The following is a 24,151-nucleotide window of genomic DNA, read 5'->3' on the forward strand; positions in this document are numbered from 1 at the left end:
GTCGACTCTACCCATTCGAAAACCCACCTGAAAAACAAGGGACTTGCCAGACTTCCTCGGATGTTCTATTTTTGTTCCATGCGTAACGTCCATCTCATCTGGTTCCGTCGCGATCTGAGGGTGCATGACCATGCCGCCCTCGCCGCCGCTGTGGCCAGCGGTGCGCCGGTCCTGCCGCTCTATATATTCGAGCGCGACGCCTGGGCCCTGCCGGAGCATTCGCGCCGCCAGTTCGACTTCCTGATGGATTCCCTGACAGAGCTGGACGAAGCCCTGACCGAACGCGGTGCCCGGCTGATCGTGCGCCGGGGTAACGCGCAGGACATTCTGGCAGACCTTCACCGCCGGCACGGAATCGAGGCGATTCACATGTATGAGGAAAGCGGCCTGCCCTGGACGCGGGCACGGGACCGGGCCGTTCGCCGCTGGGCCGTGCAGGCCGGGATCTCGCTGCGCGAGCAGTCACAGCCCGGCGTGCTTCGCGGCCTCAAGGAACATGATGACTGGACGGCGCGCTGGACCGAAACGCTGAACGCCCCGCGCATAAAGGCGCCGGACACGATCCACGCGGCGACACAGGCTGCGGGCCCATGGCCAATCGCGGAAGACTTCTGCCTTGGCCCCGATGACTGTGCCGGCCGCCAGAAAGGCGGACGCACCGCAGGCGTGGAATTGCTGAGGAGCTTCCTCGCCGGACGCGGACGCCGCTACCAGCAGGATGCCGACCGGCCAGCCACGGCAGAGACCGCAGGCTCGCGCCTGTCGCCGCACCTCGCTTTCGGCACCGTGTCCGTCCGCGAGGCCTGGCAGGCTGCGGCCCGCGCCCGCGCGGCCTTCCTGCAGGATGGTGACACGACCTACGCCGCCTCGCTCGCCGAATTCCTGGAGCGGCTCGAATGGCGCGCCCGGTCGATCCAGGCCTTCGAAGACCGTCCCCTGCCCCAGACTGGCAGCGGCGAAGACCTCCGCCCGGAAGCCGCAGCAGACGATCCACGTCTTGCTGCATGGATCGAAGGGCGGACCGGCTTCCCGCTGATCGATGCCAGCATGCGCGCCTTGCGCGAGACCGGCTGGCTGAATTTCCGCATGCGGGCCATGCTGATTGGGTTCGCCGCCTGCCAGCTCTGGATGGACTGGCGCCTGCCGGCGGAAAAACTCGCGGCACTGTTCACCGATTTCGAGCCGGGCATTCATTATCCGCAAATTATTGCCCAGGCTGGCCTGCGCGGCCGGCGCCTGCCGATGGTTCACAACCCGGTCCGGCTCTCGCTGCAGCTCGACCCGGATGGCGCCTTTATCCGGCGCTGGGTGCCGGAACTGGCGGCCCTGCCTGACAATTACCTTCATGCCCCCTGGGAGGCACCGAAGGCAGAGCTCGCCCGGGCCGGCGTGATCTTCGGCCAGAGTTATCCGATGCGCATGGTCGATCACGTCGCCGCCGCGCGTGAAGCCCGCGCGCGGATTGCCAGCGTACGCCATCCCGGCCGGCCTGAACCGGTCCAGACGGCCCTGAAGCAGGCGGATCTCCCGTTCCGGGCGCCGCGGCCTGGCAGACTCCGCCAACCCGCCAGGGGTCCGGTTCAGCTGAGCTTCGATCTCGGTCAGCCGCCGTCCACGTCGGAAAGCCAGTCCGCCTAGACGGTCCGCCCAGGCAGGCCTTTCAAGCGCCAGCCTGGCCTGGCAACCCCCGAATCTTTCCGGTTCTTGCCGGTTTTGGCGCCGATTCCCGGCAAAAAGGCTTTCATGAACCGCAATTAATTGGTCTTGAAGGGCCCGTTTGGCGTACCATATCGATATTCGACAAGACGAAAGACCTTGAAATTCTTCGTAATTATTGTTTTTCGATAATTTAGTATTGATTTTCGATAAGACCTGTCCTATCTTGAGGATGTCGGCGGCGGGATGGTCCCGCCAAGACAACAACCAAGAAGGACTTTCGAATATGACCCCCCGCGCCCGTCAGTATGACCACGAGATCGCCGCGACCGCCGCGCCGATGGCAAGCGCCATCTTCACCGGCAGCCCGACGCTGCTGTCCCGACCGGCAAACGATGTGGCCGACCGGGGCCGCCCGAACCTCCTGGTCCGCCGCCGCCGTCGTTCCCTGCGCCGGGACACGCACTAAGCCGCCAGGACGGCGCTGCACACAAAAGCCTTGCCCCCCTCTTGGCTCGCAGCGCCGTCCACCCTCCTCACACCCCTCAAGCCAGAACTCTCAAGAAGGACTCTCTCGTCATGATCCGCACCCTTATCGCCGCCACCGCCCTTTCCATCGCCGCCATGCCGGCCCTCGCCAGCACGTCTGACCAGTTCCAGATGGACGTGGACATCAATCGCAGCGCCCTGGAGACCGTTGAAGGCGCCGAGCAGGCCTTCGCGAAGCTCAAGCAGGACATCCGCGAACGTTGTGTTGCCGAAAGCAGCGACATGAAGTTCGGCGTCGAATTCGCAACGGATTATTGTGAGCGCCGTACCGTGAAGAGCGCTGTCCGAGCCATCGACAATGACAACCTGACGGCCGCCTACACAGCGTCGCTCTCCAAATAAGCGGCCACCAAGTTCGCGGGCGCCCCCTGCCTCTCCATAACCCGGTATCCCGCGCTCTCCCGCCCTGCCCGTTTCTCCCGGGCGGGGCTTTTTTGTGCAGGAAGGTCAGGCCGTGGCCGTGCGGTAGTCCTTGGCGCGGAGCACGTTCGACAGGCGGAAAAGCACAGGCACGAAGCTGCCTTCATCTTCCCGTTCGAACATGGCGACACAGCTGGTCGGGAATTTCTCGGCCAGGCGCTGGGAGGCATAGTGGTCGAGGCTGCCGCCGTCGCGCAGGATATCGAGCGCGAAATCATGCATGCCGGGATTGTGGCCAATGACCATCAGCGTGCCAGCGCCATCATTCTGCTTCACCGCTTCGGCAAGGCCCCGCGCGCCGCACAAATAGAGCGACTCCATCGGACGCACCTTCTCGCCTTCGAACACGCGTGCCGCTTCCGAGCAGGTTTCGCGTGCCCGGCGCGCCGTGGAGACGAGGATCCGTTCCGGGCTCCAGCCCAGCGCGACGATTTCCTCGGCGATCCGCTTGGCATCACTGTGCCCCTGATCGGTCAGCGCGCGGCCAAAATCGTCGATGCCTTCCCCGAAGGGTTCGGTCTTGGCATGACGCATCAGGATCAGGCGCTTCATCGGCAGGTCCGGAGATTAGAAATTCTGATCGACACCTTCAGGCACCGCTCATTGGCTCAGTCTCTCTTAGGCACCATTTTCGCCCTCGAAATCAAGTCACAGGAGACGGTTTAAATGAGCTTGCTGATCGGCGACGTTGCGCCCGACTTTGAAGCGGATACGACAGAAGGCCCGATCCGGTTCCATGAATGGGCCGGGGATGACTGGGTGGTGTTTTTTTCCCACCCGGCTGACTTCACCCCCGTCTGCACGACAGAGCTCGGTTATACAGCTCGCCTGAAAGACGAATTCGCCCGCCGGGGCGCCAAGGCGCTCGTCATCTCCGTCGACAGTGTGGAGGATCACAAGCGCTGGATCGAGGATATCGAAGAGACGCAGGGCGCCAGCGTCGAATTCCCGATCATTGCCGACCCCGGTCGCAAGGTGGCGACGCTCTACAACATGATCCACCCGAACGCCGACCCGAAGGTGACCGTGCGGGCCGTCTATGTGATCGACCCGAACAAAAAGATCCGCGCCTCCATCATCTATCCGCCCAGCGCCGGACGGAACTTCGATGAGGTGCTGCGCCTGATCGACAGCCTGCAGCTGACCGACGGCCACAAGGTGGCAACGCCGGTGAACTGGATCGATGGCGAAGACGTGATCGTCGTGCCGAGCCTGTCGGACGAGGAAGCCGGGAAACTGTTCCCGAAAGGCTTCAAGACCGTGAAGCCCTATCTGCGCTACACGCCCCAGCCGAACAAATAAGCAAAAAAGGCGGCCCGCGGGCCGCCTTTTTCATGTCTTCCGGATACGGACTGCGCCTAGAGCGCCACCTCGATCTTGCCGTTGACCAGCGCCGAATAGTCGTTGACCAGCGATTCGGAGATCTGGCCCGGCTTGTAGGTGTACTCGCCGATTTCGGCGACCGGGGTGATCTCGGCGGCCGAGCCGGTGATGAAGCATTCCGAAAAGGTCGGCAGCTCATCCGGCATGATGGCCCGTTCGATCACTTCGATCTGGCGTTCCTTCGCCAGCTTGATCGCCGTCTGGCGCGTCAGGCCGTTGAGGAAGCAGTCCGGCGTCGGCGTGTGCAGCGCGCCGTCGCGCACGAAGAAGATGTTCGCGCCGGTCGCCTCGGCCACCTGGCCGCGATAGTCCAGCATCAGCGCGTCGGCATAGCCGTCCCGTTCGGCCGCATGCTTGGATAGCGTGCAGATCATGTAGAGGCCCGATGCCTTCGCATGGCAGGGCGCGGTGTCCGGTGCCGGTCGGCGCCACTGGGCATGCGTCATGCGGATGCCCTTCATCTTGTCGGCAAAATAGTCGCCCCAGTGCCACACGGCGACGGCCAGGTGGATGGAGTTCTGCTGGGCCGACACGCCCATCATTTCCGACCCGCGCCAGGCGATGGCACGCACATAGGCGCTGTCGAGTCCGGACTTGGCCAACGCCTCGCGCTTCACTTCCTCGATCTGCTCAACGCTGAACGGGATGTCGAAGCCCATGATCCGGGCCGAATTGTGCAGGCGCTTGGAATGGTCCAGCGAGCGGAAGATCTTGCCATTATAGGCGCGCTCACCCTCGAATACCGCGGAGGCATAGTGCAGCGCATGCGTCAGGACGTGTACCTTGGTATCACGCCACGGCACAAACTCGCCGTCCATCCAGATGTAGCCATCGCGGTCGTCGTATGGGGTTGCGGCCATGGTCTGTCAGCGCTCCTCGCTTGCACTTCTCTGAATTTCGCGTTCATTTCACCGGATGGCCCCTGACGTCAACCTGAACCGCCCGTTCGACCCCCGCCTCTTCCTGATGGATCAGGAGCTGGATCGCGGCGTCGGCCTCCTGCTGGCCGGAGCATCCGAGCTTACCAGAGCCGCCGAAGCCGCTCGGCACAAGGCAGGTCTGAGCAAGCCAGAGATGCAAATTCTCATGACGATCCGCTACTGGCCCGGCCAGACTGTCTCGGACCTGCGGGACTCTCTGGGCATGACCGTGCCGACCTTTGCCCGTATCCTTGGCCAGCTGGATCAACGGAATTTGATCGAAAAGGAAGTCGGCAGCCAGGATGCCCGCCAGCGCAAGCTGACCCTGTCGGACGCCGGCGTGACACTGACGACGCAGCTGACAATTGTGCTGCGCGAGCGTCTGCGCCTTGCCTATCGCAGTGCCGGACCGGACGCCGTGGAAGGCAACCGCCGCGTGCTCGACGCCCTGGTGCGCTGATGCCTGAAGCCGCTCATATCCTTGTCGTCGATGACGACGACCGTATCCGCGAGTTGCTGAAACGTTTTCTCAGCCGCGAAGGCTACCGCGTGACAGCGGCATCGGATGCAGAGTCGGCTCGCCGCCTGATGGGGACCATGGCGTTCGACATGGCAATCCTCGACGTAATGATGCCCGGCGAAGACGGCTTGTCCCTCCTCTCAGGCATCCGCGACGGCGTCTCGCGGGAAACGCCTGTCCTGTTGCTGACGGCGCGGGGCGAGGCCAGCGACCGGATCGAGGGACTGAAGCGCGGCGCCGACGATTATCTCGCAAAGCCGTTTGAGCCGGAAGAATTGTCCCTGCGCTGTGCGGCGATCCTGCGCCGGTCCCACAAGGAAACGCCTCCGGAAGAGGTTGAGATGTCGGGCCTCGTTTTCAATGCGGCGCGCGGGGAACTGAAATCCGGCGACGATCGCGTCCGCCTCACCGATGCCGAACTGCAATTGCTGACCGCCCTCGCCGCCCGGGCGGGTGAGCCGGTCAGCCGTGAGGAACTCGCCCAGATCACGTCTGCGGGCATGGAACGCTCGGTAGATGTGCAGGTCACGCGCCTGCGCCGCAAAATCGAGCCGAACCCGAAGGAGCCGATCCATATCCAGACAGTGCGCGGTATCGGCTACCGCCTGATGCCGGACTGAGGGACCCATGTTCCGCCTGCGCGACATCACCCCCCGCGGCCTCTATGCCCGCAGCCTGCTCATGGTGGTGCTGCCGGTCGTGCTGATCCTGACCGTGACGACCTGGTATTATTACGACAGCCATATCGCCGAGGTGAACCGGAAGCTCGGCCAGTCCATCGCGCGGGATGTCAGTGTCGTGCAGGATTATTGCGAGCGGCGGTCTGCCTCGCCGATTGCGCGGGACGTCATTGCCAGCCGGCTGGACCTGACCTTCAGCTGCGATGCCCCGGATGCCACACCGGAAGCGGAAGGCTTCCTCGAAGCCTTCTCCTATCGCAATGTCCTGCGGCAGGAATTACGCACACGCCTTGGCGTGCCGGTCCTCGTCGGCCTCAGCCCGAACGACTCCCTCATCCATATCCGCTTCCCCGCCGCCAGCCGGACCGTGGAAGTGTTGATCGAGCGCAAACGCGCCGTGACGATCACCTCGCACTTTTTCATTGTCTGGGTCATCATCTTCAGCCTTCTGATGATTGCACTGGCCGTCGCCTTCCTGAACCAGCAGGTGCGCTCTATCCTCAGCCTGTCCAAGGCGGCCCGCGCCTTCGGCCGAGGTCGGGACGTGCCGGATTTCCGTCCCTCCGGCGCAAACGAAGTACGTGAGGCGGCCCGCGCCGTGATCGACATGAAGAACCGTCTGACCGCCTTTACAGAGCAGCGCACCGCCATGCTCGCCGGTGTCAGCCATGATCTGCGTACGCCGCTGACCCGCCTGAAACTCTCCCTCGCCATGATGGACGAGACCGACGAGATCCGCGCCATGAAGGCGGACCTCGACGATATGGGCATGATGCTCGAAGGCTATCTCGCCTTCGCCAAGGGCGAGGAAGGTGACGAGCCGGTCGAGTTCAACTTTGCAGACCTGGTCCGCGAAGCAGCGGCCGGCTTCAGCGAAGACGTTCCCGTCACCGGCCCGGAAACGATCCCGGTCAAGGGCCGGCGCCTCGCCATCAAGCGGGCACTGACCAATCTCATCTCCAATGCCCTGAAATTCGGCGACACTGTGCAGGTGACGATGGTGGACGGCCCGCACGCAGCTGAAGTCCATATCGACGATGATGGCCCCGGCATCCCGAAGGAACAGCACGAGGACGCCTTCCGCCCCTTCTCCCGGCTGGACGAGGCGCGCACGCAGAATACGTCCGGCATCGGCCTCGGTCTGACGCTGGCCCGCGACACCGCGCGGGCCCATGGCGGAGACCTTCGCCTGTCCGAAAGTGCGCTTGGCGGCTTGCGCGCCAGCCTTCGCCTGCCACATTGATACTCTCTCAATCCGCTTGTGGCAGACAGAGCGGAAACCCGATCAGGTAAACAGACATGGCCGACAAACCCGCCAAACTTATCGTCCGGAACGCCGAAGTCCGCGACATCCCCGGCATTATGGAGGTGTCCGAACGCGTTTACGGCCCCGGCATGGGGTATGCGCGAAGCGAGCTGATCGGCCAGCTGAACCGGTTCCCGGATGGCCAGTTCGTGGCCGAGTATGAAGGCGTCATCGTCGGCTATTGCGCGACCTTCATGATCTCGAGCGATGTCGCGCTGAAACCGCATACCTGGAACGAAATAACCGGCGTGGGCTTCGCCGCCCGGCACGACCCGGAAGGCGACATGCTGTACGGCATGGACGTGATGGTTCATCCGGACTACCGGCGCCTGCGCATCGGCGAACGCTTCTACCGGGTACGGAGAGAACTCTGCCAGTGGCTGGAGCTGAAGGGCATCGTCTTCGGCGGCCGCATGCCCGGCTATGCCCGCCACGCGAAGGAATATCCGAACCCGAAAGATTATGTTGCTGCGGTGGTGGATCAGAAGCTGAAGGATCCGGTCATCAATTTCCAGCTGCGCCAGGGCTTCAAGCCAATCGGCGTGCTGAGGAACTACCTGCTGGGGGACGCGCAGTCGAAGGATTGCGCGACGCACATGTTGTGGGAAAACCCGCTGGAGCAGGATAAGATCAAGGCGAAGCCGGGACTTGGCGACACGTCCCTGCCCGAACGGGTGCGCATCGCCACCGTCCAGTTCCAGATGCGCAAGATCAACTCCATCGACGAATTCGAGCAGCAGATCGAGTATTTCACCGACATCGCATCCGACTACAAATCGGACTTTGTCGTCTTCCCGGAACTCTTCACGCTGCAGCTCCTGTCGCTGGAACACCGGCCGCTCGGCCCGGTCGAGGCGATCGAGAAGATCAGCGAGTACACGCCCCGCTTTATCGAGTTCATGGAGAAGCTGGCCGTCTCCTACAACGTCAACATCATCGGCGGGACGCATCCGAGCATGATGGAGAACGGGGATATCTTGAACATCTCCTATGTCTTCCTCCGCGACGGCTCGGTCCATACCCAGCAGAAGCTGCACCCCACTCCGTCAGAGCGGATGTGGTGGAATATCAAGGGCGGCAAGGGCGCCCTCGCCATCCAGACCGATTGTGGCCCGATCGGCGTGATGATCTGCTATGATTCCGAATTCCCGGAACTTGCCCGCCACCTGGTCGACCAGGGCGCGCTGATGCTGTTCGTCCCCTTCTGCACCGACGAACGGCGCGGATACCTGCGCGTGCGCTATTGCTGTCAGGCCCGCGCGGTCGAAAACCAGTGCTATGTCGCCCTCTCCGGCGTGGTGGGAAACCTGCCGAATGTGGAGAACATGGACATCCACTATGCGGAAAGCTGCATCCTGACCCCGTCGGACTTCCCCTTCGCCCGCGATGGCGTCGCCGCCGACACAGCGCCGAATACCGAGACCATCGCGCTGGCCGATCTCTCCCTTTCGGATCTGCTGACCGCCCGCCAGTCCGGCGCCGTGCAGAACCTGAAGGACCGCCGGTTCGACCTCTATTCGGTGAACTGGAAGAAACGCCGCTGACATTCCGCCCTGTTGCAGGCAGGGCGCGCGCTTCCTAGTATTCACCTCATCCTGGAGGAGGATACCGCATGACCCGCATACGCGCCGTTGCCATGGCCACATTGCTGGCAATCCTTGCGGCCTGTGCCACCCCGCCGCCGGAAGCGCCTCCACAAGTCCAGCCGCCCCGTGACCTGCTGGTCGAACTAGGCGATGCCGAAGCTGTGGGTGACCGGGATGCCATGCTGACGCTCGCCGCGGAACTGATGGCGGACCCATCCACCGACATGGCGCTTCAGCAAGACCTCGCAGACCTGATGGCCCGCGAAGGAGACACGGCCGGCGCCCTCGCCGCCTATGAGCAACTGGCCAATGCAGAAACCGCCGCGCCGGAACCGGACTGGGCGCGCCTCATCAATCTCGAAGCCAGGATGGCCGAGATCGCCGCCGCCGCAGGCGACACCGCCACCGCGACAGCGCATGCCGGCCGGGCCGTCGGCCTCGTGGCAGATCATCTCGGCGTCGATCATCCCCGCATGGCGCCCCTGCTCGCTTTCGCGAAAGCCAATGAACTGGACATGATCGCCATCGCCATGACCGGCGGCTTCGCGACGCTGGAAGAGATGGAACTCGCCCTCACGGACGCCATCGAGCGCAGCCGCGATACCGGCGCAGCCATGCCGACAGGCCGCCGCCTGGCCCCGCGCGTGTTCGGGGAAGAGCCGGACTTCGACCTCGTGAAGGTCTTCTACGGTACCGACCGCGCGCCAGACCCCGGCCAGATGCTGGTCGTCGATGGCGAACCGGTCCTGGACGCACGCACCTATTACGGCGCAGAGCGCGGAAAGCTGGAGACCGGCACGGTGATCGTCTCGGTGCCGCGCAACCGCGCGCTTGGCGAGATCCCGAAGCCCAGCGTGCTGCGCTTCGACGTACGCCCGGACCCGGCACGTCATGTGATTGTCGGCGACATGAAGATCCATCCGGACATGGAAGCCTTTGTCCGCGAGATCAAGCTGGAACTCGCCAAGTCCAAGCGCCGCGAGATTTTTGTGTTCATCCATGGCTACAACACCAAGTTTGACGCCGGGATCGAACGCGCGGCGCAGCTTTCCGTCGACCTCGAAATTGACGGTTCGACCGTCTTCTATTCATGGCCGTCAGCCGGCAGCCTCTTCGGCTACAAGGCGGACCGGTCCCAGATCACCGAAGCGGCCGTGGAGGACCTTGAAGACTTCCTGCTCGTTCTGGCGGACAAGACCGGGGCCGAACGCATCAGTGTTGTCGCGCACTCCATGGGCAACGAGTTCCTGACGCTCGCCCTCGAACAGATGACGCGCGACCGGCCCGGCGAAAAACTGTTCAATGAAGTCGTCTTCGCCTCCCCCGATGTCGATGCGGATGACTTTATCGAGCGCGTCTCCGCCATCGACAGCCTCGCCGACGATTTCACGCTGTACGCCAGTTCCAAAGACCGCGCGCTTCAGGCCTCCCGGCGCTTCAACGGCACAGGCCGCCGCGCTGGGGATTCTGCTGAACCGGTTCTGTTGCCCGTGCTGAACACGATCGATACGTCCGCGGTCTCCGATGGCGGGCTAGGCCATTCAGACATTTTTGGCGCCGCTTTTACGGACTTCCAGGCCATCCTGTGGCTGAGCCTCGAACCGGACCAGCGCTGCCTGCTCGGCCGGCGTGAGGAAGGCAATGCAGTCGCCTGGGTGCTGGGCACGCCGCGCACGGAGTTCTGCGGCCAGCAGGCCTTCTCCACCGCCATGACCACGATGCGCCGTGTCGGCATGGAAGAGTCCGCGCTGGTCCTGTCCGAACAGGCCGCCGAAGCGGAATCCATCGGCTCGCCCGACGCCCCGCTCTGGCAGTCAGCGCTCAGGATCGTTCAGTGGCTGGGCACCGCCGGCCGGTTCATGCCTGAGACGGCGCCTCAGTAACTGTCCGGTGCGGGTCGGAGTGGTTCCACTCCGCCAGCATGGTGCGCAGCGCCGCGATGAAGGCGATGGGCTGGTCCAGCATGACATGATGATCTGCATGCGGAATGGAAATGAACGGCACCTGATAGCCGAGCAGCTTGCGCATGTATTCGCGCACATCGTCCGGCATCAGCGAACTGGTCTCTCCCCGGATGATCGCTACCCGGCAACGCGCGGCCTGAAGCAGGGCGCCGGGGTCTTTGCCGGGATCGAAATGCGTCCAGATCATGGGATCGAATTTCCAGGTCCAGCCGCCCTCGTCCGCCTTCCGGAGGCTCCAGCGGGCAATATAGTCAACGGCATAAAGGTTCTCGCACAGTTGCGGCGGCGCGAGCCGGAAGCGGCTGAGTGCCGAGGCGAGGTCGGGATAGACCCGGTTCGGGCGGCCCTTGCGGTCCGGCCCGCGGTGCGGCCGCTCCGGCGGATTTACCGGGCTGTCGACGATCACCATGCCGTCAAACCGGTCGCCATATTTCGCGCCGGTCACCAGCGTGACGAAACCGCCAAAAGAGTGTGCCACAATGATCGGCTTGGTCGGCCCGTCGAACAGGCCGGCGGCCTCGGCCACGGCGACTTCCTCTTCCGCGAATGTCGCCATGTCGTAGCTGTCGCGGAAATCGCTGTCGCCCATGCCGGCGAAAGTGATCGCGGCGACGTTGTATTCCTCGGCAAAGTAAGGCGCGATGAAATCCCACCAGTGGGCATGGGCGCCATTGCCGTGGACCAGCAGGAGGCCAGGCGCACCACGCTTACCCCAGCGCTGATACGTGACGTTCGCGCCCTTAACCTCCACCGAGCCCGTTTCATAAGGCGTGGCGACCGCCTTGCGGAACCATTCCGGCGCGGGCGGCACCGCGCCCTTGAACTCGGCCAGCGGCCCGCCCTCCGAAGGAATCTCCGGCGGCTGGTCCCTGACGATGCCTTTGCTCTCCCCGCTCATTCATTTCTTCCCTTTTTTTGAATTCTGGGACGGGGCTCCTCATCTGGCAAGTCCGGCCCTCGGGGCATATCCGGCACGGCTTTTGCGCCGAATGTCCCAAAAAGGGACAGGACGGCCCATGTTGAAACAGATCAGTCTCGCTTCCGCACTCGCGCTCATGGCCGGGTCCGCCTCCGCCAGCCCGGAACTGGCCGAACTCTGGGGCGCGAAAGCCGCTGCCCTCGCCGGGGAGTCCGCACCGCTGCTGGACACGGCCCGGCAAGGCCGCCTGCCGGTGCTCGACGAAGATTATGTGATCGAGGTGGAGCGGTTCGCCTTTAATGCCGCGAGGCTGGGTAACTGGACGGTGCAGGCCGGTGTGCCGGCGGCGATAGGATGCAGTTTCCGCAGCCTTGGCGAGGAGGCCGAGATCGAACTTGAGGCGCTGGAAGGCGCCCGGTCGGCGCGCGCCTCGGCCGAAGCCCTGAATGGTCTCATGAGCCTGTTCGAAGATGCCCGCACTCTGTCAACTGCCGCTGCCTGGACTGCCCGGCATGGGAGCGGCCATCCGGTCGCGCTCGGCCCGCCTGCAGCCTGTCCGGAAACACCTGCCCGTCTCGACCGCGTCGCGGTGCGCTGACCCTCAGGGCCGGAACACGGCCGCCGGGTCTTCCAGCAATTCATAGGCGACATGCGCCTTCAGCTTTTCGGTGAGCGAAACTGCGTCGCCCTGCAGCGTCTCCGGATCGATCATCTGGCCGAAGGTCATCCGCATTTTCGAGCCCTGCTTGTTCAGCAGCTCGTGGAACAGGGTTATGTCGCGCAGCTCGCCGCTGAGATTGCAGAGCAGGTAATAGAGCCGCGAATTCCACGCATCGAGGTTCAGCGGCAGGATCGGCGCTTTCTGCTTTTTCGCAAGGCCGATGACGGTGGAGAACCAGTCCTTCTCAATCAACCGGTCGCCTTCTTTCCGCGCGAGGCGCCCGGACGGGAAGATGACGACGCACTTCTCTTCCGAGAAGGCTTCCCCTGCCCGTTTCAGCGTTTCGCGCGCCTTGGCGGGGGAGCGTTTCTCCATCACCCATTCGACCGGGATGATCACATCCTCGAACTTCGGATTGACGCGGATCGCATCCGCATTCGCAAAAAAGATGATGTCGTCGCGCACCCGCTTCAGCAGGTCCCAGACGGCGACCCCGTCGGCGAGCCCGGTCGGATGGTTCGCGGCGACGATCAGCCGGCCTTCGCGCGGCATCCGTTCGATGCCTTCAACAGTCAGGTCAAAGGCGAGCTGGCGGGACAGCCGGTCAAAGGATTCGCGGCCATTCAGCGCGACGATCTCGTCGGCCATGCGCCGGGCCTTGTCGTAGCCGAGCATGGAATAGAGCACCGGGCGCACCAGCGGCCAGGCCGGGCTCGCCCGCAATTTCGGGCAGCGCTCCTCGATCAGCACATCCACGATGTGCAGGTCATCTGGCGTGTCGACATCCAGGAAGGCCGACTTCCGCGGCGCCAGATTTTTTTGCGGGAGTGTTTCGTCACTCATTTTCGGGCGTTTCTCCAGAAAACCAGCATAAGCCAAGCCGGAAACCTGCGGAAGCGCCGCAAACAGCCCCTTTTTACAAGGGGATTCAGGCCATTTCCGACCCCGTTTGCGCGTTGCCCCGGCAATCGCAATTCATTGAGTTTTCAACACTTCTGAAAGGAACGCTTTACTAAGCCGTAAGCTGCGCGTGGCAAAGTGAACGCACATCGGGGGCAGGTTAAGGACCAGCCACACAGGAAAGGCATCGGGGTAGATTTTATGAAAGTTCTCTGGGTTGAAGATCACGCGCCGGTGCGCGACATGCTGGCCATCGCTGCGGACAAGGCTGCCCGCTCGCGCGTGCAGGTCGACCTCGTCTTGGCGCCGACGCTGATGGCTGCGGAATCGCGCCTGCGTCTTGAGCGTTTCGACCTTGTCGTCCTAGACCTCGGCCTGCCGGACTCCATCGATCCGGACATGACGATCGCCCGCATAGCCAATATGGGCAAATACCGGATCGCCGTCGTTTCCTCGATGGATACGCGCGATCAGGCCGTTGAAGCGGCCCTGCGTTGCGGCGCCAACATCCACCCGGAAGCCATTTTCAAGGCCGGCCTGCCGTTCAACCGCTTCATCCAGCGGCCGGACAGTTTCGAGGATTTCCTCATGGACCTGATGCCAACGGCCGCCGACACGCCGGCCATGCGCGTGCGCGCTGCCTGATCCCTTATGCTTGCCCTTCGGGGCCAGAGCTTGCTAAGCCGCTCGGAACCACTTCCGGGCGGTTTTCTTTCGCCTATCACTGACGGGAAACAGCCTCGGCATGGATTTCTTCACTTCAGCGCCGATCACGTCCAGCCTGCTGCTGGCCAATATTGTCGCCAGCATGATCGGCTTCGGCGCGACGGATTTCATCAACCAGAACTCGCTCTGGATCCAGCCGATCCGCGAACAGCGCCAGTGGCACCGCGTGCTCACTTCCGGCTTCCTGCACGTGAACGGCATGCACCTCTTCGTAAACATGCTGACGCTCTATTATTTCGGCCCGCCACTGGAGAGCGTATTCGGCAGCACCGGGTTTGCGATCCTCTATTTCGGCTCCCTGCTGGGCGGATCCTTCTGGGAAATCATCGATAAAAGCCGTCAGCCGGATTATCGCGCGATCGGGGCCTCCGGCGCCATTTCAGGCCTGATGTCGGCTGTCGGCATCCTGTTTCCCTTCGCGACGATCTACCTGATGTTCGCCCTGCCGATCTGGGCCGGCCTCTATGCCCTGCTCTTCATCGTCATCAGCTTCATCTATTCCCAGCGCGAGAACACGATGATCGCCCACGGCGCTCACCTTGGCGGCGCGGTCGCCGGGATCGTGCTGACGCTGGTCCTGAAACCTGACGCGTTCGGCAGGCTGATGGACCAGATCGCCCGGCAGTTTGGCTGAACCATTCATGGGAAACGTGCTCCGCCAGTACAGGGAACGTGTGGACGCAGGTCTGCTGACTAATGATCCCGTACAGGCAGAAGCGGCCGAATTACTGGACGACCTCGCCCGGCGCCTCGCCAATCCGCCGAAGGGCGGCTGGTTCTCGAAGCCGGAACCCGTGCGCGGACTTTACCTCTGGGGCGGGGTCGGGCGTGGCAAGTCCATGCTGATGGATCTGTTCTTCGAGGATGCCGCGCCGAAGGCGAAACGCCGGGTACACTTCCATGAGTTCATGGCCGAGATCCAGGACCGGCTGGATACCTGGCGCAAGATGCCGGAGGACGACCGCAAGCGCTCGCCATGGCGCGTGAAGGGCGCCGGCGACGATCCGATCCCGCCGGTCGCCAAGCAGGTCGCCACCGAGGCGCAGCTGCTCTGTTTCGACGAATTCCAGGTGACGCAGATCGCCGATGCGATGATCCTCGCGCGCCTGTTCGACCAGTTGTTCTCGCGCGGTGTGACCATGGTGGCGACCTCCAACCGCGTGCCAGATGATCTTTATAAGGATGGCATCAACCGCCCCCTCTTCCTGCCGTTCATCCAGCACCTGAAAGAGCGTTGCGATATCTTCCACCTGGCCTCGGACCGCGACTACCGGCTGGACCGGCTGATCGCCGCGCCGGTCTGGTATTCGCCGCTGGGGCCGGAGGCCGATGCTTCGCTGGAAGAGGTCTGGACCCGGCTCACCTCCGGCGCGCATGCCCAGCATGTCACGCTGACGGTGAAAGGGCGCAAGCTGGAGGTCAGCCGAGAGGCGGCCGGCGTGGCCTGGTTTACATTTGAAGAACTCTGCGCCCGTCCGCTCTATTCGCGCGATTACCTGACCATCGCAGCGAACTTCCACACGATCATCCTGCAAGGCATTCCGCAGCTCGGCGCCGACAAGCGCAATGAAGCCGCGCGTTTCGTCGCCCTGATCGATGCACTCTACGAAGCAAAGATCAAACTGGTGGCGAGCGCAGCGGCAGAGCCGGAAACGCTGTACCCGGAAGGGGACGGTGCCTTTGAATTCGAGCGGACGGTGAGCCGCCTGCACGAGATGCGCTCAACCGACTACCTCGCCGAGGAACGCGTCGAGATCAGCGTCGACTGACACGGCGCTTGGACTCCTTGCCGTCGCCGCTCAGCAGGTCTTCAGCAACAGCACGCATGACCTTTCCCATTTCGGTCATCGGTTCGGATAACGGCGAGCCTTCGCGCCAGATCAGCCCGATCTTGCGGCGGGCGAGCTTGTGCCGGATCGGCCGGACGACCTGGGTCGGATCGCGCTGGGCCTCCACCACGGCATAGAGGTTCGGCAGGATCGCCACCCCCTCCCCCATGCTGGCGGTCTGGCGCACGGCGTCCAGCGACGTGCCTTCATATTCGGTACTGATGTGCGCGCCCGCGGCATCCGCCAGCTGCTGGATGATCAGGCTGAGCCGGTGACCGGGCCCAAGGCTCAGCAATTCCCGACCGCGCAAGGCTTCCACATCGACCGGGCCGTTTTGGGCGGACAATTCATCTTCCTGCGCGGCGCAGACAAACAGCGTCTCCTCGAACAGTTCCATGAAAGCGCTGCTGGCATGGTCCTCCGGTGTCGAGATGATCATGTCGAGTCGGCCATCGTTCAGGCGCTCATTGAGGTCTGCCATCCGGGATTCATGCACACTCATGCGCAGTTCCGGAAACAGGCGGTGAAGTTCACGGACAGCGCCTGGCAGAAGGTATGGCCCGATGGTCGAGACCGTGCCCAGCCGGTAGCGCCCGGCCACTTCCCCTGCAGGCCGCAGGGTGAACGCCTTCAGGTCCTCGACCTGGATCAGGATGGCCCGGGCCCGGCGGACGACCTCCTCTCCCAGCGGGGTCATGAAGGCGCCATGACGGCCGCGCTCGACGAGCACGGCGCCCAGCTGCTGCTCGGCTTCAGCGATCTGGGCCGACAGGCTCGGCTGCGACACGTTCAGCCGGCGCGCCGCTTCATGGAACTTTCCGGTATCGGCCACGGCGACCAGGTATTGCAGCTGTCTAAGCGTTGGGCGCATTGGGGAATCCCTGTTCAAAAACGGGTCATTATTGATAGTTTTTTCTTATTGAAACAAGAGAGTTTTTATATTGGAACTATCTATTGCGCCACGCCAGATTACAGCGATCAGACCCAAGGAGCCTGCTTTCTGTGTACATACTGATGGCATTTAATCTGAGTGCGTGTCGTCACTACAGTGAAGTGACCCGGTCTGTTGTGGACCCACCGTCCACAAACTGAGCGCCCACCGCGCACGTTTCCTCCCTCCTCCAATCCAGTATCCCCCCCAGCATCGAAAGGAGTTTCGCATGCCGCGCTTTGCTGCAGGCGTTGTCCGCTTCCAGAACAATGTCTACCCTGAAAAACAGGGTCTTTTTGAAGAGCTCAGCAAGGGCCAGTCCCCTGAAGCACTTTTCATTGCCTGTTCCGACTCCCGTGTCGAAACGGCCATGATCACCCAGACCGAGCCGGGTGAACTGTTCATCTGCCGTAACGCAGGTAACATCGTTCCACCGCATACGGAGAACACCGGCGGCATGACGGCGTCCATCGAATACGCCGTCGCTGTCCTGAAAGTTCCGCACATTGTGGTCTGCGGCCACACCGAGTGCGGTGCCATGAAAGGCGCGATGAATCCGGAAGGCCTTGAGGGCCTGCCGCACGTCGCAAAATGGCTCGGCTATTCCAAGGCTGCCGTGGATGTTGTCGACAGCATCGCTGAAGACGAAACCTCCCCGGAAGAGCGCATGAAGATGCTGATCGAGCAGAACGTCCTGCTCCAGCTGCAGCACCTGCGCACCCATCCGAGCGTTGCCGCCGCCCTCGCAAAAGGCACGACCGAGCTGCATGGCTGGGTCTACGACATCCGCTCCGGCGAAGTCGAAGCCTGGGACGAGGCCGAAGGCAAATTCATCACCATCGACTCCCGTTACGCCGCCCAGATCCGCGAACTCGCGGGCGACCATACCTGCGCGGCGTGAAGCGGGTCCTGAACGAACGGATCCAACCATATGTCTTCCTCCCAGACAGCTGCGCCCGGCGGGCGCAGCCCCTTCTTTGACCTCTCGAACATGAGAGGCGACCTGTTCGGCGGCCTGACCGCCGGCATCGTCGCCTTGCCGCTGGCGCTTGCCTTCGGTGAAGCCTCAGGCGCCGGCCCCATCGCCGGCCTCTGGGGTGCCATTTTCGTTGGTTTCTTCGCTGCCCTGTTCGGCGGCACCGGCTCGCAGGTCTCCGGCCCGACCGGCCCGATGGTCGTCGTCTTCGCCGGCCTCTATGCGGCGCTTGGCGGCAACCCGACGCTGGTTTTCGCGGCCGTTGTTCTTGCCGGTATCCTGCAGATCGGCTTCGGCGTGCTGAAGTTCGGCCAGTATGTGAAACTGGTCCCCTACCCGGTGATCTCCGGCTTCATGAGCGGCATCGGCGTGATCATCATCGCGCTGCAGCTCTCCCGCCTGTTCGGCCACGAGCCTGACGGCGGCGGCACGATCCCGGCCTTCACCGCGGTGCCGGGCGCCGTGATGGACCCGAACCTGATCGCCGTCGGCATTGCCGCGATGACGCTGTTCATCGTCTTCACCTGGCCGAAGAAGTTCGCCGCCTACGTCCCCGGCCCGCTCGCGGCGCTGGTGATCGGTACAGTGGTCAGCCTCTTCATTCCGGGCGCGCCCGTGCTGGGCGATATCCCGACCGGCCTACCGGAATTCGTCCTGCCGAGCTTCAGCACGGACACGGCCCTCGTGGTGCTTGAAGCTGCCTTCATCCTTGCGGTGCTCGGTTCCATCGACAGCCTCCTGACCTCGCTGGTCGCAGACAATATGACCCGGACGCGCCACGACTCCGACAAGGAGCTGATCGGCCAGGGTATCGGCAACACGATCGCCGGCATGTTCGGCGCCATCCCGGGTGCCGGTGCCACGATGCGGACCGTGATCAACATCCGTTCGGGTGGCCGCACCCGCATTTCAGGCGCAACCCATGCGCTCGTGCTGCTGGCCATCGTGCTCAGCCTCGGCCCGCTCGCCTCGCAGATCCCGCACGCCGTTCTGGCCGGTATCCTGGTGAAGGTCGGCTTCGACACGATCGACATGTCCTATATCAAGCGTGCCCACAAAGGCCCGCGTTGGGACCTCGCCCTGATGGTGCTTGTGCTTGGCCTGACGGTCTTCGTCGACCTGATCACGGCTGTGGCTGTCGGTGTGGTCCTCGCGGCCCTCGCCTTCATCAAGAAGCTGGCCGACGACCAGATCGCCTCCGTGCAGCACGAGGCCCCGCCCCAGTCCAGCGAAGAGGAAGTGACCCTTCTCTCCCGCTGTGGCGGCCGGGTGATGCTGTTCGACTTCGGAGGCCCGCTCAGCTTCGGCGCAGCGGCTGACCTTGGCCACCATGTCCGCAGCCGGGCTGGCGACAAGGTCGAGATCATCGTGCTGGACTTTGCCCGCGTGCCCTTCATCGACGTCTCCGCCGTCCGCGCGGTCGAGACGATCATCGAAGACGCACACGACGCCGGCAAGGATGTCTACTTCACCGGCATGAGCGAGGAGGTCGAAGCCGTCCTCCACCGCTTCGCCGCCGACCAGGTGCCGGGCAGTGAGGACAAGCGTTTCGGCAAGCGCCGCGACGCCCTCACCGCGGCGCTCACCCGCCTAGATGAGAAGCCGACCCCCGTACCGGCCGAATAACAGGAGAGACCCCCCGTTCCTGACCTTCGCCCCGCGCCTCCTCTCTCCAGGCGCGGGGCTTTTTTTTGCGCGGAATTCCCCCGAAATTCCACCTAAAACCCCATGGCTGCACCTCTTCCCTAAGAAGGCCGCAATTCCTATCTATACCTGAGCGCGATGAAACTCATGCGCATTCCGGTACAAGACGTCGCCGCCAGACGGGGCTAAACAGTTCCGGACATTCCAAATTGGAACCATCGCCGGTTTCACGGGATAGGTTCCGGAAGGAGGATTTTAGAGATGGCAAACAAGATTGCTGCCAGTACGAGTATGACGCTCAGCCCCGAACAGGGCCTCAGCCGTTATCTCACCGAAATTCGCAAATTTCCGATGCTCGAAAAGAACGAGGAGTTCATGCTGGCCCGGCGCTGGCGCGAGCAGGAAGACACTGAAGCCGCCGAGAAGATGGTGACATCCCACCTGCGCCTCGTGGCCAAGATCGCCATGGGCTATCGCGGCTATGGCCTGCCGATGGCCGAAGTGATCTCCGAGGGTAATGTCGGCCTGATGCAGGCCGTGAAGAAATTCGACCCGGACAAGGGCTTCCGCCTGGCAACCTATGCCATGTGGTGGATCCGCGCCGCGATCCAGGAATACATCTTGCGCTCGTGGAGCCTGGTGAAGCTCGGCACGACGGCCGCCCAGAAGAAGCTGTTCTTCAATCTGCGCCGCCTGAAAGGCGAGATGCAGGCGCTGGAGGAAGGTGACCTGAAGCCGGAACAGGCCAGGCTGATCGCCGAGAAGCTCAATGTCTCGGAAAGCGAAGTCTATTCGATGAACGGGCGCATGTCCGGCTCCGATGCCTCGCTGAACGTGCCGATGGGCACCGATGGCGACATGGAATGGCAGGACTGGCTGGCCGATGACGAGCCAGGCCAGGCCGAGGAATTCGCCAACCAGCAGGAATTCGATGCCCGGATGGACCTCCTCTCCGCGGCCATGGAAGACCTGAACGAGCGCGAACGCCACATCCTGACCGAGCGCCGCCTGACGGACGACCCGAAAACGCTGGAAGAGCTGTCGGAAGAATACAATGTCTCCCGCGAGCGCATCCGCCAGATCGAGGTCCGCGCCTTCGAGAAACTGCAAAAGGCCATGAAGCGCATGGCCAAGGAACAAGGCCTGCCGACGGGGAATTAATCCCCGCCGGCGGTCTCCACCACGCTCTTCACCGCCTCTTCCACATCCTCATCTTCCAGGATGTCCGTTGGGTCGACACCCAGCACGACGGAGACGATCAGCGCGCCGACGGCCACCGCAAACACGATGATCGCGACCAGTCCGCCGCCGATGCCGAGCGTGCGGGCGAGATAGTTCGTGATTTCCTCATAGCGGAACACGCCCACGGCCGCGACGACGAAGCCGCCGATCTTGGCGGCATATTCGATCTGGCTGGGATAGGAGCGCAGGTGGAAGAAGACGAGCAGCAGCGTCCAGACCCCGAAGCCCAGCGCCACAAGCGGCGCGACAATCGTATAGGCACTCGCCGAGCCTGATCCGGTCAGCAGCGCCATGGTCTGCAAATACGCCGCGTTCAGCAGCGGCCAGATCAGCATTACCGATCCACCCAGCGCAAGACCGAAGGAAATGCCGGACGGCGTCGCCCCGTGCAGGCGCTCCAGCCCCTTGCGGTATTGCACTAGCAGGATGCCGATGCCGAGCAGCAGCAACAGGAAGAACACTTTTACCGGCATGACCCAGCGGTGCACCGCCCCGGTGACCGAAGGGGATTGGGCAGCAAGCCTGTTGAGACGCTGGCGGAATTCCGCCTTGGCCGTGCAGCAGTCGCGGATCGACATGCGCTCCCCTGCCGGGAAACAGAGCAACGCCGCATCAGCCGCCACGGAATAGCGCAGCCATTCCTGATCGCACTGGGCCTGGTATTCGCCGAGGCCGCGGTCAACCCCCGAAAGGATGCGCATGCGGGCCAGCACTTCCTTCACCGGCGCAATCGGCGGCGTCTGCTCTGAGGCGGGCACGCCGCGATCCGCAGCCAGGGCTTTCGGCGCGATTTCGAAAACGGACCGGGCCTCCGAGGACTCAAACGCATCTGAAATCAGCCATGCCCCGAGCAATGCGACCAGGAGGCTCGCCCCAAGCACAATGCGCCCATACTTAAGCTGGCCGCGCCACATCGCATCGACCAGCAACACGGCCGGCTGCCAGAAGGCGACCAGCGCCAGCAGGCCAGCCACAGGGAAGAAGATGAAATTCTGCGAATCCAGCGAGGCCAGCCGCAGGGCCAGGCCCGAAGCGCCGAACTCCCCAAGCAGGAAGCCGGTTTCCAGCAGGAAGGCGAGGTATAGCAAGCTGAACAGGATGGTGACTGCCATGCGGCTGCCAACATGAGTCTTGGTCATGCGCGGATCTCCCCTTCCGCTTTCTGAAGTGCCTTACTCCTACCGCAATCTTCAGCACAAACAACACATTACGTTGACGGCCCGCGCCCCTGTCTATTTCCGGGAACCGGGCTGCCTTCTCAGCCGTTTATCGCCCAAGACCTGACCACACGCCCCGAAAGGAGGTTTGAAATGAAATTCAGACTCGTCACCACCGCGCTGGCCGCTGCCATGGGCGCAGGCCTGATGGCCTATGCCGACCCGCCGCAATCCCGCCCGGGCGACCTGCCGCCGGGTCTGGCCAAGCAGGGCAAGATACCGCCGGGCCACGCCAAGAAAATGTGGAAGAAGGGCGAATACCTGCCCGCGGACTATCGCACCGGCCACTATTTCGAGGACTGGCGCCGCTATGACCTGGAACCGGCCCCTCCGGGCTATCGCTGGGTCGTGGTCGACCAGGACGCCTACCTGATGGAAGTCACAACTGGCCTTGTCGCCAATGCCATCATTGATCTGCTCGACTGATCGTAAACCCCAGCGATTGATCGCAGCAGACGGAGCGGGCATGGGTAACCCCATGCCCGTTCTTCCTGTTTCTGACCCTGCCGACCCCCGCGTTGCGGCCTACACCTCCATCCGCGAGAAGGACCTGACCTCCGGCCATGGCGGGCGGTTCATTGTCGAGGGCAAGGTGACGCTGGAGACGTTGCTGACGCGCTCGCGCTTTGCCATTGAGAGCCTGTTCCTGGCCGAGTCCCGGATGGAGCCGCTGGCAGAGCTGCTGGCAAAAGTGCCTGCCGATGTGGCGGTCTACACCGCCCCGCAGGAGGTGATGGATCAGGTGGCCGGCTTCCCTATGCACCGCGGCGTGCTCGCCTGTGGCCTGAAGGGCAATATTCCCCAGACAGACGAATTTCTTGCCAGTCACTCGCCCGCCTCGCCGCTCCTGCTCCTTTCCGACATTTCGAACCACGACAATACGGGCGCCTGCTTCCGCAATGCCGCGGCCTTTGGCGCGGGCGGCGTCCTGCTGGACGAACGCTGCTGCGATCCGCTCTACCGCAAGGCCATTCGCGTCTCGTCCGGGGCGAGCCTATTCCTGCCCTATGCCCAAGGCGGGACGGGCTTGGACATGGTAAATGCCGTCTTAAACGCGGGCTATACCGTCTGGGCCATGTCACCTCGGGCTGAAGCCGCCTCAATGCAATCCCTACCCGTGCCGGACAGGCTCGCGATCCTGCTTGGCGCCGAGGGGCCAGGCTTGCCGGATGCTCTGATCAAGGCCGCTACGCCCGTGCGCATCCCCATGTCGGACGGCTTCGACAGCATCAATGTGGCAACCGCCGGAGCGATCGCACTGGCGCATGTGTTCGGGAAATCGGGCTGAGGTGACTCAAGAAAACGCCCTCCCCGGTTATGCCGGGAAGGGCGAATGGGGGACCCCCTGGTGTGATAGAGCCGCCCCGAGAGAGCCTCAGAATACGCGTGGACGTTCCGCCTTGTCGAGATGGAGACCGCACTCGGTCTTGTTCTGGCCTGCCCAGCGGCCGGAGCGCGGATCCAGCGGGTCCGATGCCGGTCGCGTGCACGGCCAGCAGCCGATGGACGGGTAGCCCTGATCGACCAGCGGGTGGCGCGGGAGGTTGCGCTGCTTCATGAACAGTTCGACGTCGTCGGCCGTCCAGCCGGCCATCGGGTTCACCTTGTAGCGGCCGTTCGCAAACTCGAAGACGGGCAGCTTCATCCGCTCGCCGCCATGGAAACGCTTGCGGCCGGTGATCCAGGCGCTGAAGCCTTCCAGCGCCGGTTCCAGCGGGCGCACCTTGCGGAGGGCGCAGCAGGCATCGGAGTCCGACTTCCAGAGCTTGTTGTCCGGATCGAGCACCTTGCGCTCGGTCTCGTTCGGCGGAATTGAGCGCACACCGGTCAGGCCGAGGCGGTCGATCACTTCGTCGCGATAGTCCAGCGTCTGTGGGAAATGCATGCCCGTATCGAGGAAGATCACCGGCAGGCTCGGGTCCACTTCGGCGATCAGTGACAGCATGGCCACGCTCTCTGCCCCGAAGCTCGACACATAGGTCAGTTGTTCCGGCCATTCGCGCACCATGGCGACACGCAGAATGGTCTGGGCCGAGGCTTCGCGCAGCTCGCCGTTCAGGCGGGCGAGACGGGTCTCGGTATCCTCTTTCTGCCGGAGTTTGATATCGCCATAGGGCATCAG

General features: G+C 63.3%; 25 protein-coding genes. 18 read left to right on the top strand and 7 right to left on the bottom strand.

Translation table 11 applies throughout. The features are described 5' to 3' along the window. Nucleotides 1-78 precede the first annotated feature (78 nt). From HY17_RS18340 to HY17_RS18350, 3 genes are all read left to right on the top strand, one after another. Complete coding sequence (locus HY17_RS18340) at nucleotides 79-1,638, top strand: FAD-binding domain-containing protein (RefSeq protein ID WP_233348868.1); 1,560 nt, start codon at nucleotides 79-81, stop codon at nucleotides 1,636-1,638. 304 nt (nucleotides 1,639-1,942) lie between these two features. Next, a complete protein-coding gene (locus tag HY17_RS18345) occupies nucleotides 1,943-2,125 on the top strand; it encodes a hypothetical protein (RefSeq protein ID WP_146740183.1) in 183 nt (60 codons plus the stop codon). A gap of 110 nt (nucleotides 2,126-2,235) precedes the next feature. Then, nucleotides 2,236-2,547, top strand: a complete 312-nt coding sequence (locus tag HY17_RS18350; RefSeq protein ID WP_034769407.1) for a UrcA family protein — start codon at nucleotides 2,236-2,238, stop codon at nucleotides 2,545-2,547. A gap of 105 nt (nucleotides 2,548-2,652) precedes the next feature. On the opposite strand, the gene HY17_RS18355 is transcribed toward HY17_RS18350, so the two are convergent. Next, nucleotides 2,653-3,177: a histidine phosphatase family protein gene (locus HY17_RS18355; protein ID WP_051600311.1), complete on the bottom strand. Its 525-nt coding sequence runs from the start codon at nucleotides 3,175-3,177 to the stop codon at nucleotides 2,653-2,655. A gap of 114 nt (nucleotides 3,178-3,291) precedes the next feature. Between HY17_RS18355 and HY17_RS18360 the strand changes: the two genes are divergently transcribed. Next, complete coding sequence (locus tag HY17_RS18360) at nucleotides 3,292-3,927, top strand: peroxiredoxin (RefSeq protein ID WP_034769410.1); 636 nt, start codon at nucleotides 3,292-3,294, stop codon at nucleotides 3,925-3,927. A 56-nt stretch (nucleotides 3,928-3,983) separates the two neighbouring features. Here the strand turns inward: HY17_RS18360 and HY17_RS18365 are convergent, their stop codons facing one another. Further along, nucleotides 3,984-4,868: a branched-chain amino acid aminotransferase gene (locus HY17_RS18365; protein ID WP_034769417.1), complete on the bottom strand. Its 885-nt coding sequence runs from the start codon at nucleotides 4,866-4,868 to the stop codon at nucleotides 3,984-3,986. Between the two features lie 55 nt (nucleotides 4,869-4,923). On the opposite strand from HY17_RS18365, the gene HY17_RS19760 reads away from it, so the two are divergent. From HY17_RS19760 to HY17_RS19765, 5 genes are all read left to right on the top strand, one after another. Beyond that, nucleotides 4,924-5,388 carry a MarR family winged helix-turn-helix transcriptional regulator gene (locus HY17_RS19760; protein WP_051600312.1) on the top strand — a complete coding sequence of 155 codons (465 nt, stop codon included), beginning with the start codon at nucleotides 4,924-4,926 and terminating at the stop codon, nucleotides 5,386-5,388. Then, entirely contained in the window at nucleotides 5,388-6,068 is a 681-nt protein-coding gene (locus tag HY17_RS18375; protein WP_034769420.1) for a response regulator, read from the top strand. Before HY17_RS19760 ends, HY17_RS18375 begins: the two co-directional genes overlap by 1 nt. Nucleotides 6,069-6,075: 7 nt before the next feature. Continuing rightward, a complete protein-coding gene (locus tag HY17_RS18380; protein ID WP_034769422.1) occupies nucleotides 6,076-7,371 on the top strand; it encodes an ATP-binding protein in 1,296 nt (431 codons plus the stop codon). Nucleotides 7,372-7,427: 56 nt separating this feature from the next. Then, complete coding sequence (locus HY17_RS18385) at nucleotides 7,428-8,978, top strand: bifunctional GNAT family N-acetyltransferase/carbon-nitrogen hydrolase family protein (RefSeq protein ID WP_034769424.1); 1,551 nt, start codon at nucleotides 7,428-7,430, stop codon at nucleotides 8,976-8,978. 68 nt (nucleotides 8,979-9,046) lie between these two features. Next, nucleotides 9,047-10,903 (top strand): alpha/beta hydrolase, encoded by a 1,857-nt coding sequence (locus HY17_RS19765; RefSeq protein ID WP_051600313.1) that lies wholly within the window; start codon nucleotides 9,047-9,049, stop codon nucleotides 10,901-10,903. On the opposite strand, the gene HY17_RS18395 is transcribed toward HY17_RS19765, so the two are convergent. After that, nucleotides 10,878-11,882 carry an alpha/beta fold hydrolase gene (locus tag HY17_RS18395; protein ID WP_081813228.1) on the bottom strand — a complete coding sequence of 335 codons (1,005 nt, stop codon included), beginning with the start codon at nucleotides 11,880-11,882 and terminating at the stop codon, nucleotides 10,878-10,880. The genes HY17_RS19765 and HY17_RS18395 overlap by 26 nt on opposite strands. Before the next feature lie 118 nt (nucleotides 11,883-12,000). On the opposite strand from HY17_RS18395, the gene HY17_RS18400 reads away from it, so the two are divergent. Further along, nucleotides 12,001-12,501, top strand: coding sequence for a hypothetical protein (locus HY17_RS18400; RefSeq protein WP_034769432.1), 501 nt, complete (start codon nucleotides 12,001-12,003; stop codon nucleotides 12,499-12,501). 3 nt (nucleotides 12,502-12,504) lie between these two features. Here HY17_RS18400 and HY17_RS18405 read toward each other — a convergent pair whose 3' ends face one another. Beyond that, nucleotides 12,505-13,407 (bottom strand): GNAT family N-acetyltransferase, encoded by a 903-nt coding sequence (locus HY17_RS18405; protein WP_081813229.1) that lies wholly within the window; start codon nucleotides 13,405-13,407, stop codon nucleotides 12,505-12,507. Nucleotides 13,408-13,665: 258 nt separating this feature from the next. Here HY17_RS18405 and HY17_RS18410 point away from each other — a divergent pair, with 258 nt between their 5' ends. From HY17_RS18410 to zapE, 3 genes are all read left to right on the top strand, one after another. Then, nucleotides 13,666-14,109 carry a response regulator transcription factor gene (locus tag HY17_RS18410; protein WP_034769435.1) on the top strand — a complete coding sequence of 148 codons (444 nt, stop codon included), beginning with the start codon at nucleotides 13,666-13,668 and terminating at the stop codon, nucleotides 14,107-14,109. Between the two features lie 100 nt (nucleotides 14,110-14,209). Further along, nucleotides 14,210-14,824: a rhomboid family intramembrane serine protease gene (locus tag HY17_RS18415; RefSeq protein ID WP_034769437.1), complete on the top strand. Its 615-nt coding sequence runs from the start codon at nucleotides 14,210-14,212 to the stop codon at nucleotides 14,822-14,824. Between the two features lie 7 nt (nucleotides 14,825-14,831). Then, nucleotides 14,832-15,959 carry a cell division protein ZapE gene (gene zapE, locus HY17_RS18420; RefSeq protein WP_034769439.1) on the top strand — a complete coding sequence of 376 codons (1,128 nt, stop codon included), beginning with the start codon at nucleotides 14,832-14,834 and terminating at the stop codon, nucleotides 15,957-15,959. Here the strand turns inward: zapE and HY17_RS18425 are convergent. Then, nucleotides 15,946-16,890: a LysR substrate-binding domain-containing protein gene (locus tag HY17_RS18425; RefSeq protein ID WP_051600314.1), complete on the bottom strand. Its 945-nt coding sequence runs from the start codon at nucleotides 16,888-16,890 to the stop codon at nucleotides 15,946-15,948. The genes zapE and HY17_RS18425 overlap by 14 nt on opposite strands. A gap of 289 nt (nucleotides 16,891-17,179) precedes the next feature. On the opposite strand from HY17_RS18425, the gene HY17_RS18430 reads away from it, so the two are divergent. The 3 genes from HY17_RS18430 (at nucleotide 17,180) to rpoH (ending at nucleotide 20,731) form a co-directional block, all read left to right on the top strand. Then, on the top strand, nucleotides 17,180-17,851 hold the full coding sequence (locus HY17_RS18430; protein WP_034769442.1) for a carbonic anhydrase: 672 nt from the start codon (nucleotides 17,180-17,182) through the stop codon (nucleotides 17,849-17,851). Nucleotides 17,852-17,881: 30 nt separating this feature from the next. Continuing rightward, the gene (locus HY17_RS18435) at nucleotides 17,882-19,552 is read left to right on the top strand and encodes a SulP family inorganic anion transporter (protein ID WP_051600315.1); all 1,671 of its coding nucleotides are present in this window, start codon (nucleotides 17,882-17,884) and stop codon (nucleotides 19,550-19,552) included. Between the two features lie 279 nt (nucleotides 19,553-19,831). Beyond that, nucleotides 19,832-20,731, top strand: a complete 900-nt coding sequence (gene rpoH, locus HY17_RS18440; protein WP_034769445.1) for an RNA polymerase sigma factor RpoH — start codon at nucleotides 19,832-19,834, stop codon at nucleotides 20,729-20,731. On the opposite strand, the gene HY17_RS18445 is transcribed toward rpoH, so the two are convergent. After that, nucleotides 20,728-21,951: a hypothetical protein gene (locus tag HY17_RS18445; protein WP_034769446.1), complete on the bottom strand. Its 1,224-nt coding sequence runs from the start codon at nucleotides 21,949-21,951 to the stop codon at nucleotides 20,728-20,730. The genes rpoH and HY17_RS18445 overlap by 4 nt on opposite strands. 171 nt (nucleotides 21,952-22,122) lie before the next feature. On the opposite strand from HY17_RS18445, the gene HY17_RS19770 reads away from it, so the two are divergent. Continuing rightward, nucleotides 22,123-22,455 carry an RcnB family protein gene (locus tag HY17_RS19770; RefSeq protein ID WP_051600316.1) on the top strand — a complete coding sequence of 111 codons (333 nt, stop codon included), beginning with the start codon at nucleotides 22,123-22,125 and terminating at the stop codon, nucleotides 22,453-22,455. A 52-nt stretch (nucleotides 22,456-22,507) separates the two neighbouring features. Then, nucleotides 22,508-23,317, top strand: coding sequence for an RNA methyltransferase (locus tag HY17_RS18455; protein WP_034769447.1), 810 nt, complete (start codon nucleotides 22,508-22,510; stop codon nucleotides 23,315-23,317). Nucleotides 23,318-23,404: 87 nt separating this feature from the next. On the opposite strand, the gene HY17_RS18460 is transcribed toward HY17_RS18455, so the two are convergent. Continuing rightward, a complete protein-coding gene (locus HY17_RS18460) occupies nucleotides 23,405-24,148 on the bottom strand; it encodes a phosphoadenylyl-sulfate reductase (RefSeq protein WP_034769448.1) in 744 nt (247 codons plus the stop codon). Between the last annotated feature and the right edge of the window lie 3 nt (nucleotides 24,149-24,151).

Source organism: Hyphomonas sp. CY54-11-8 (assembly GCF_000682735.1).
GTDB lineage: Bacteria > Pseudomonadota > Alphaproteobacteria > Caulobacterales > Hyphomonadaceae > Hyphomonas.

Coding starts and splice junctions, on each gene's coding strand:
- HY17_RS18445 (WP_034769446.1), bottom strand. CDS start 21,951: ATGACCAAGACTCATGTTGGCAGCCGCATGGCAGTCACCATCCTGTTC.
- HY17_RS18435 (WP_051600315.1), top strand. CDS start 17,882: ATGTCTTCCTCCCAGACAGCTGCGCCCGGCGGGCGCAGCCCCTTCTTT.
- zapE (WP_034769439.1), top strand. CDS start 14,832: ATGGGAAACGTGCTCCGCCAGTACAGGGAACGTGTGGACGCAGGTCTG.
- HY17_RS18375 (WP_034769420.1), top strand. CDS start 5,388: ATGCCTGAAGCCGCTCATATCCTTGTCGTCGATGACGACGACCGTATC.
- HY17_RS18415 (WP_034769437.1), top strand. CDS start 14,210: ATGGATTTCTTCACTTCAGCGCCGATCACGTCCAGCCTGCTGCTGGCC.
- HY17_RS18355 (WP_051600311.1), bottom strand. CDS start 3,177: ATGAAGCGCCTGATCCTGATGCGTCATGCCAAGACCGAACCCTTCGGG.
- HY17_RS18455 (WP_034769447.1), top strand. CDS start 22,508: ATGCCCGTTCTTCCTGTTTCTGACCCTGCCGACCCCCGCGTTGCGGCC.
- HY17_RS18345 (WP_146740183.1), top strand. CDS start 1,943: ATGACCCCCCGCGCCCGTCAGTATGACCACGAGATCGCCGCGACCGCC.
- HY17_RS18360 (WP_034769410.1), top strand. CDS start 3,292: ATGAGCTTGCTGATCGGCGACGTTGCGCCCGACTTTGAAGCGGATACG.
- HY17_RS18425 (WP_051600314.1), bottom strand. CDS start 16,890: ATGCGCCCAACGCTTAGACAGCTGCAATACCTGGTCGCCGTGGCCGAT.
- HY17_RS18365 (WP_034769417.1), bottom strand. CDS start 4,868: ATGGCCGCAACCCCATACGACGACCGCGATGGCTACATCTGGATGGAC.
- HY17_RS18405 (WP_081813229.1), bottom strand. CDS start 13,407: ATGAGTGACGAAACACTCCCGCAAAAAAATCTGGCGCCGCGGAAGTCG.
- HY17_RS18340 (WP_233348868.1), top strand. CDS start 79: ATGCGTAACGTCCATCTCATCTGGTTCCGTCGCGATCTGAGGGTGCAT.
- HY17_RS18350 (WP_034769407.1), top strand. CDS start 2,236: ATGATCCGCACCCTTATCGCCGCCACCGCCCTTTCCATCGCCGCCATG.
- HY17_RS18395 (WP_081813228.1), bottom strand. CDS start 11,882: ATGAGCGGGGAGAGCAAAGGCATCGTCAGGGACCAGCCGCCGGAGATT.
- rpoH (WP_034769445.1), top strand. CDS start 19,832: ATGGCAAACAAGATTGCTGCCAGTACGAGTATGACGCTCAGCCCCGAA.
- HY17_RS18430 (WP_034769442.1), top strand. CDS start 17,180: ATGCCGCGCTTTGCTGCAGGCGTTGTCCGCTTCCAGAACAATGTCTAC.
- HY17_RS19765 (WP_051600313.1), top strand. CDS start 9,047: ATGACCCGCATACGCGCCGTTGCCATGGCCACATTGCTGGCAATCCTT.
- HY17_RS18385 (WP_034769424.1), top strand. CDS start 7,428: ATGGCCGACAAACCCGCCAAACTTATCGTCCGGAACGCCGAAGTCCGC.
- HY17_RS19760 (WP_051600312.1), top strand. CDS start 4,924: ATGGCCCCTGACGTCAACCTGAACCGCCCGTTCGACCCCCGCCTCTTC.
- HY17_RS19770 (WP_051600316.1), top strand. CDS start 22,123: ATGAAATTCAGACTCGTCACCACCGCGCTGGCCGCTGCCATGGGCGCA.
- HY17_RS18410 (WP_034769435.1), top strand. CDS start 13,666: ATGAAAGTTCTCTGGGTTGAAGATCACGCGCCGGTGCGCGACATGCTG.
- HY17_RS18400 (WP_034769432.1), top strand. CDS start 12,001: ATGTTGAAACAGATCAGTCTCGCTTCCGCACTCGCGCTCATGGCCGGG.
- HY17_RS18380 (WP_034769422.1), top strand. CDS start 6,076: ATGTTCCGCCTGCGCGACATCACCCCCCGCGGCCTCTATGCCCGCAGC.
- HY17_RS18460 (WP_034769448.1), bottom strand. CDS start 24,148: ATGCCCTATGGCGATATCAAACTCCGGCAGAAAGAGGATACCGAGACC.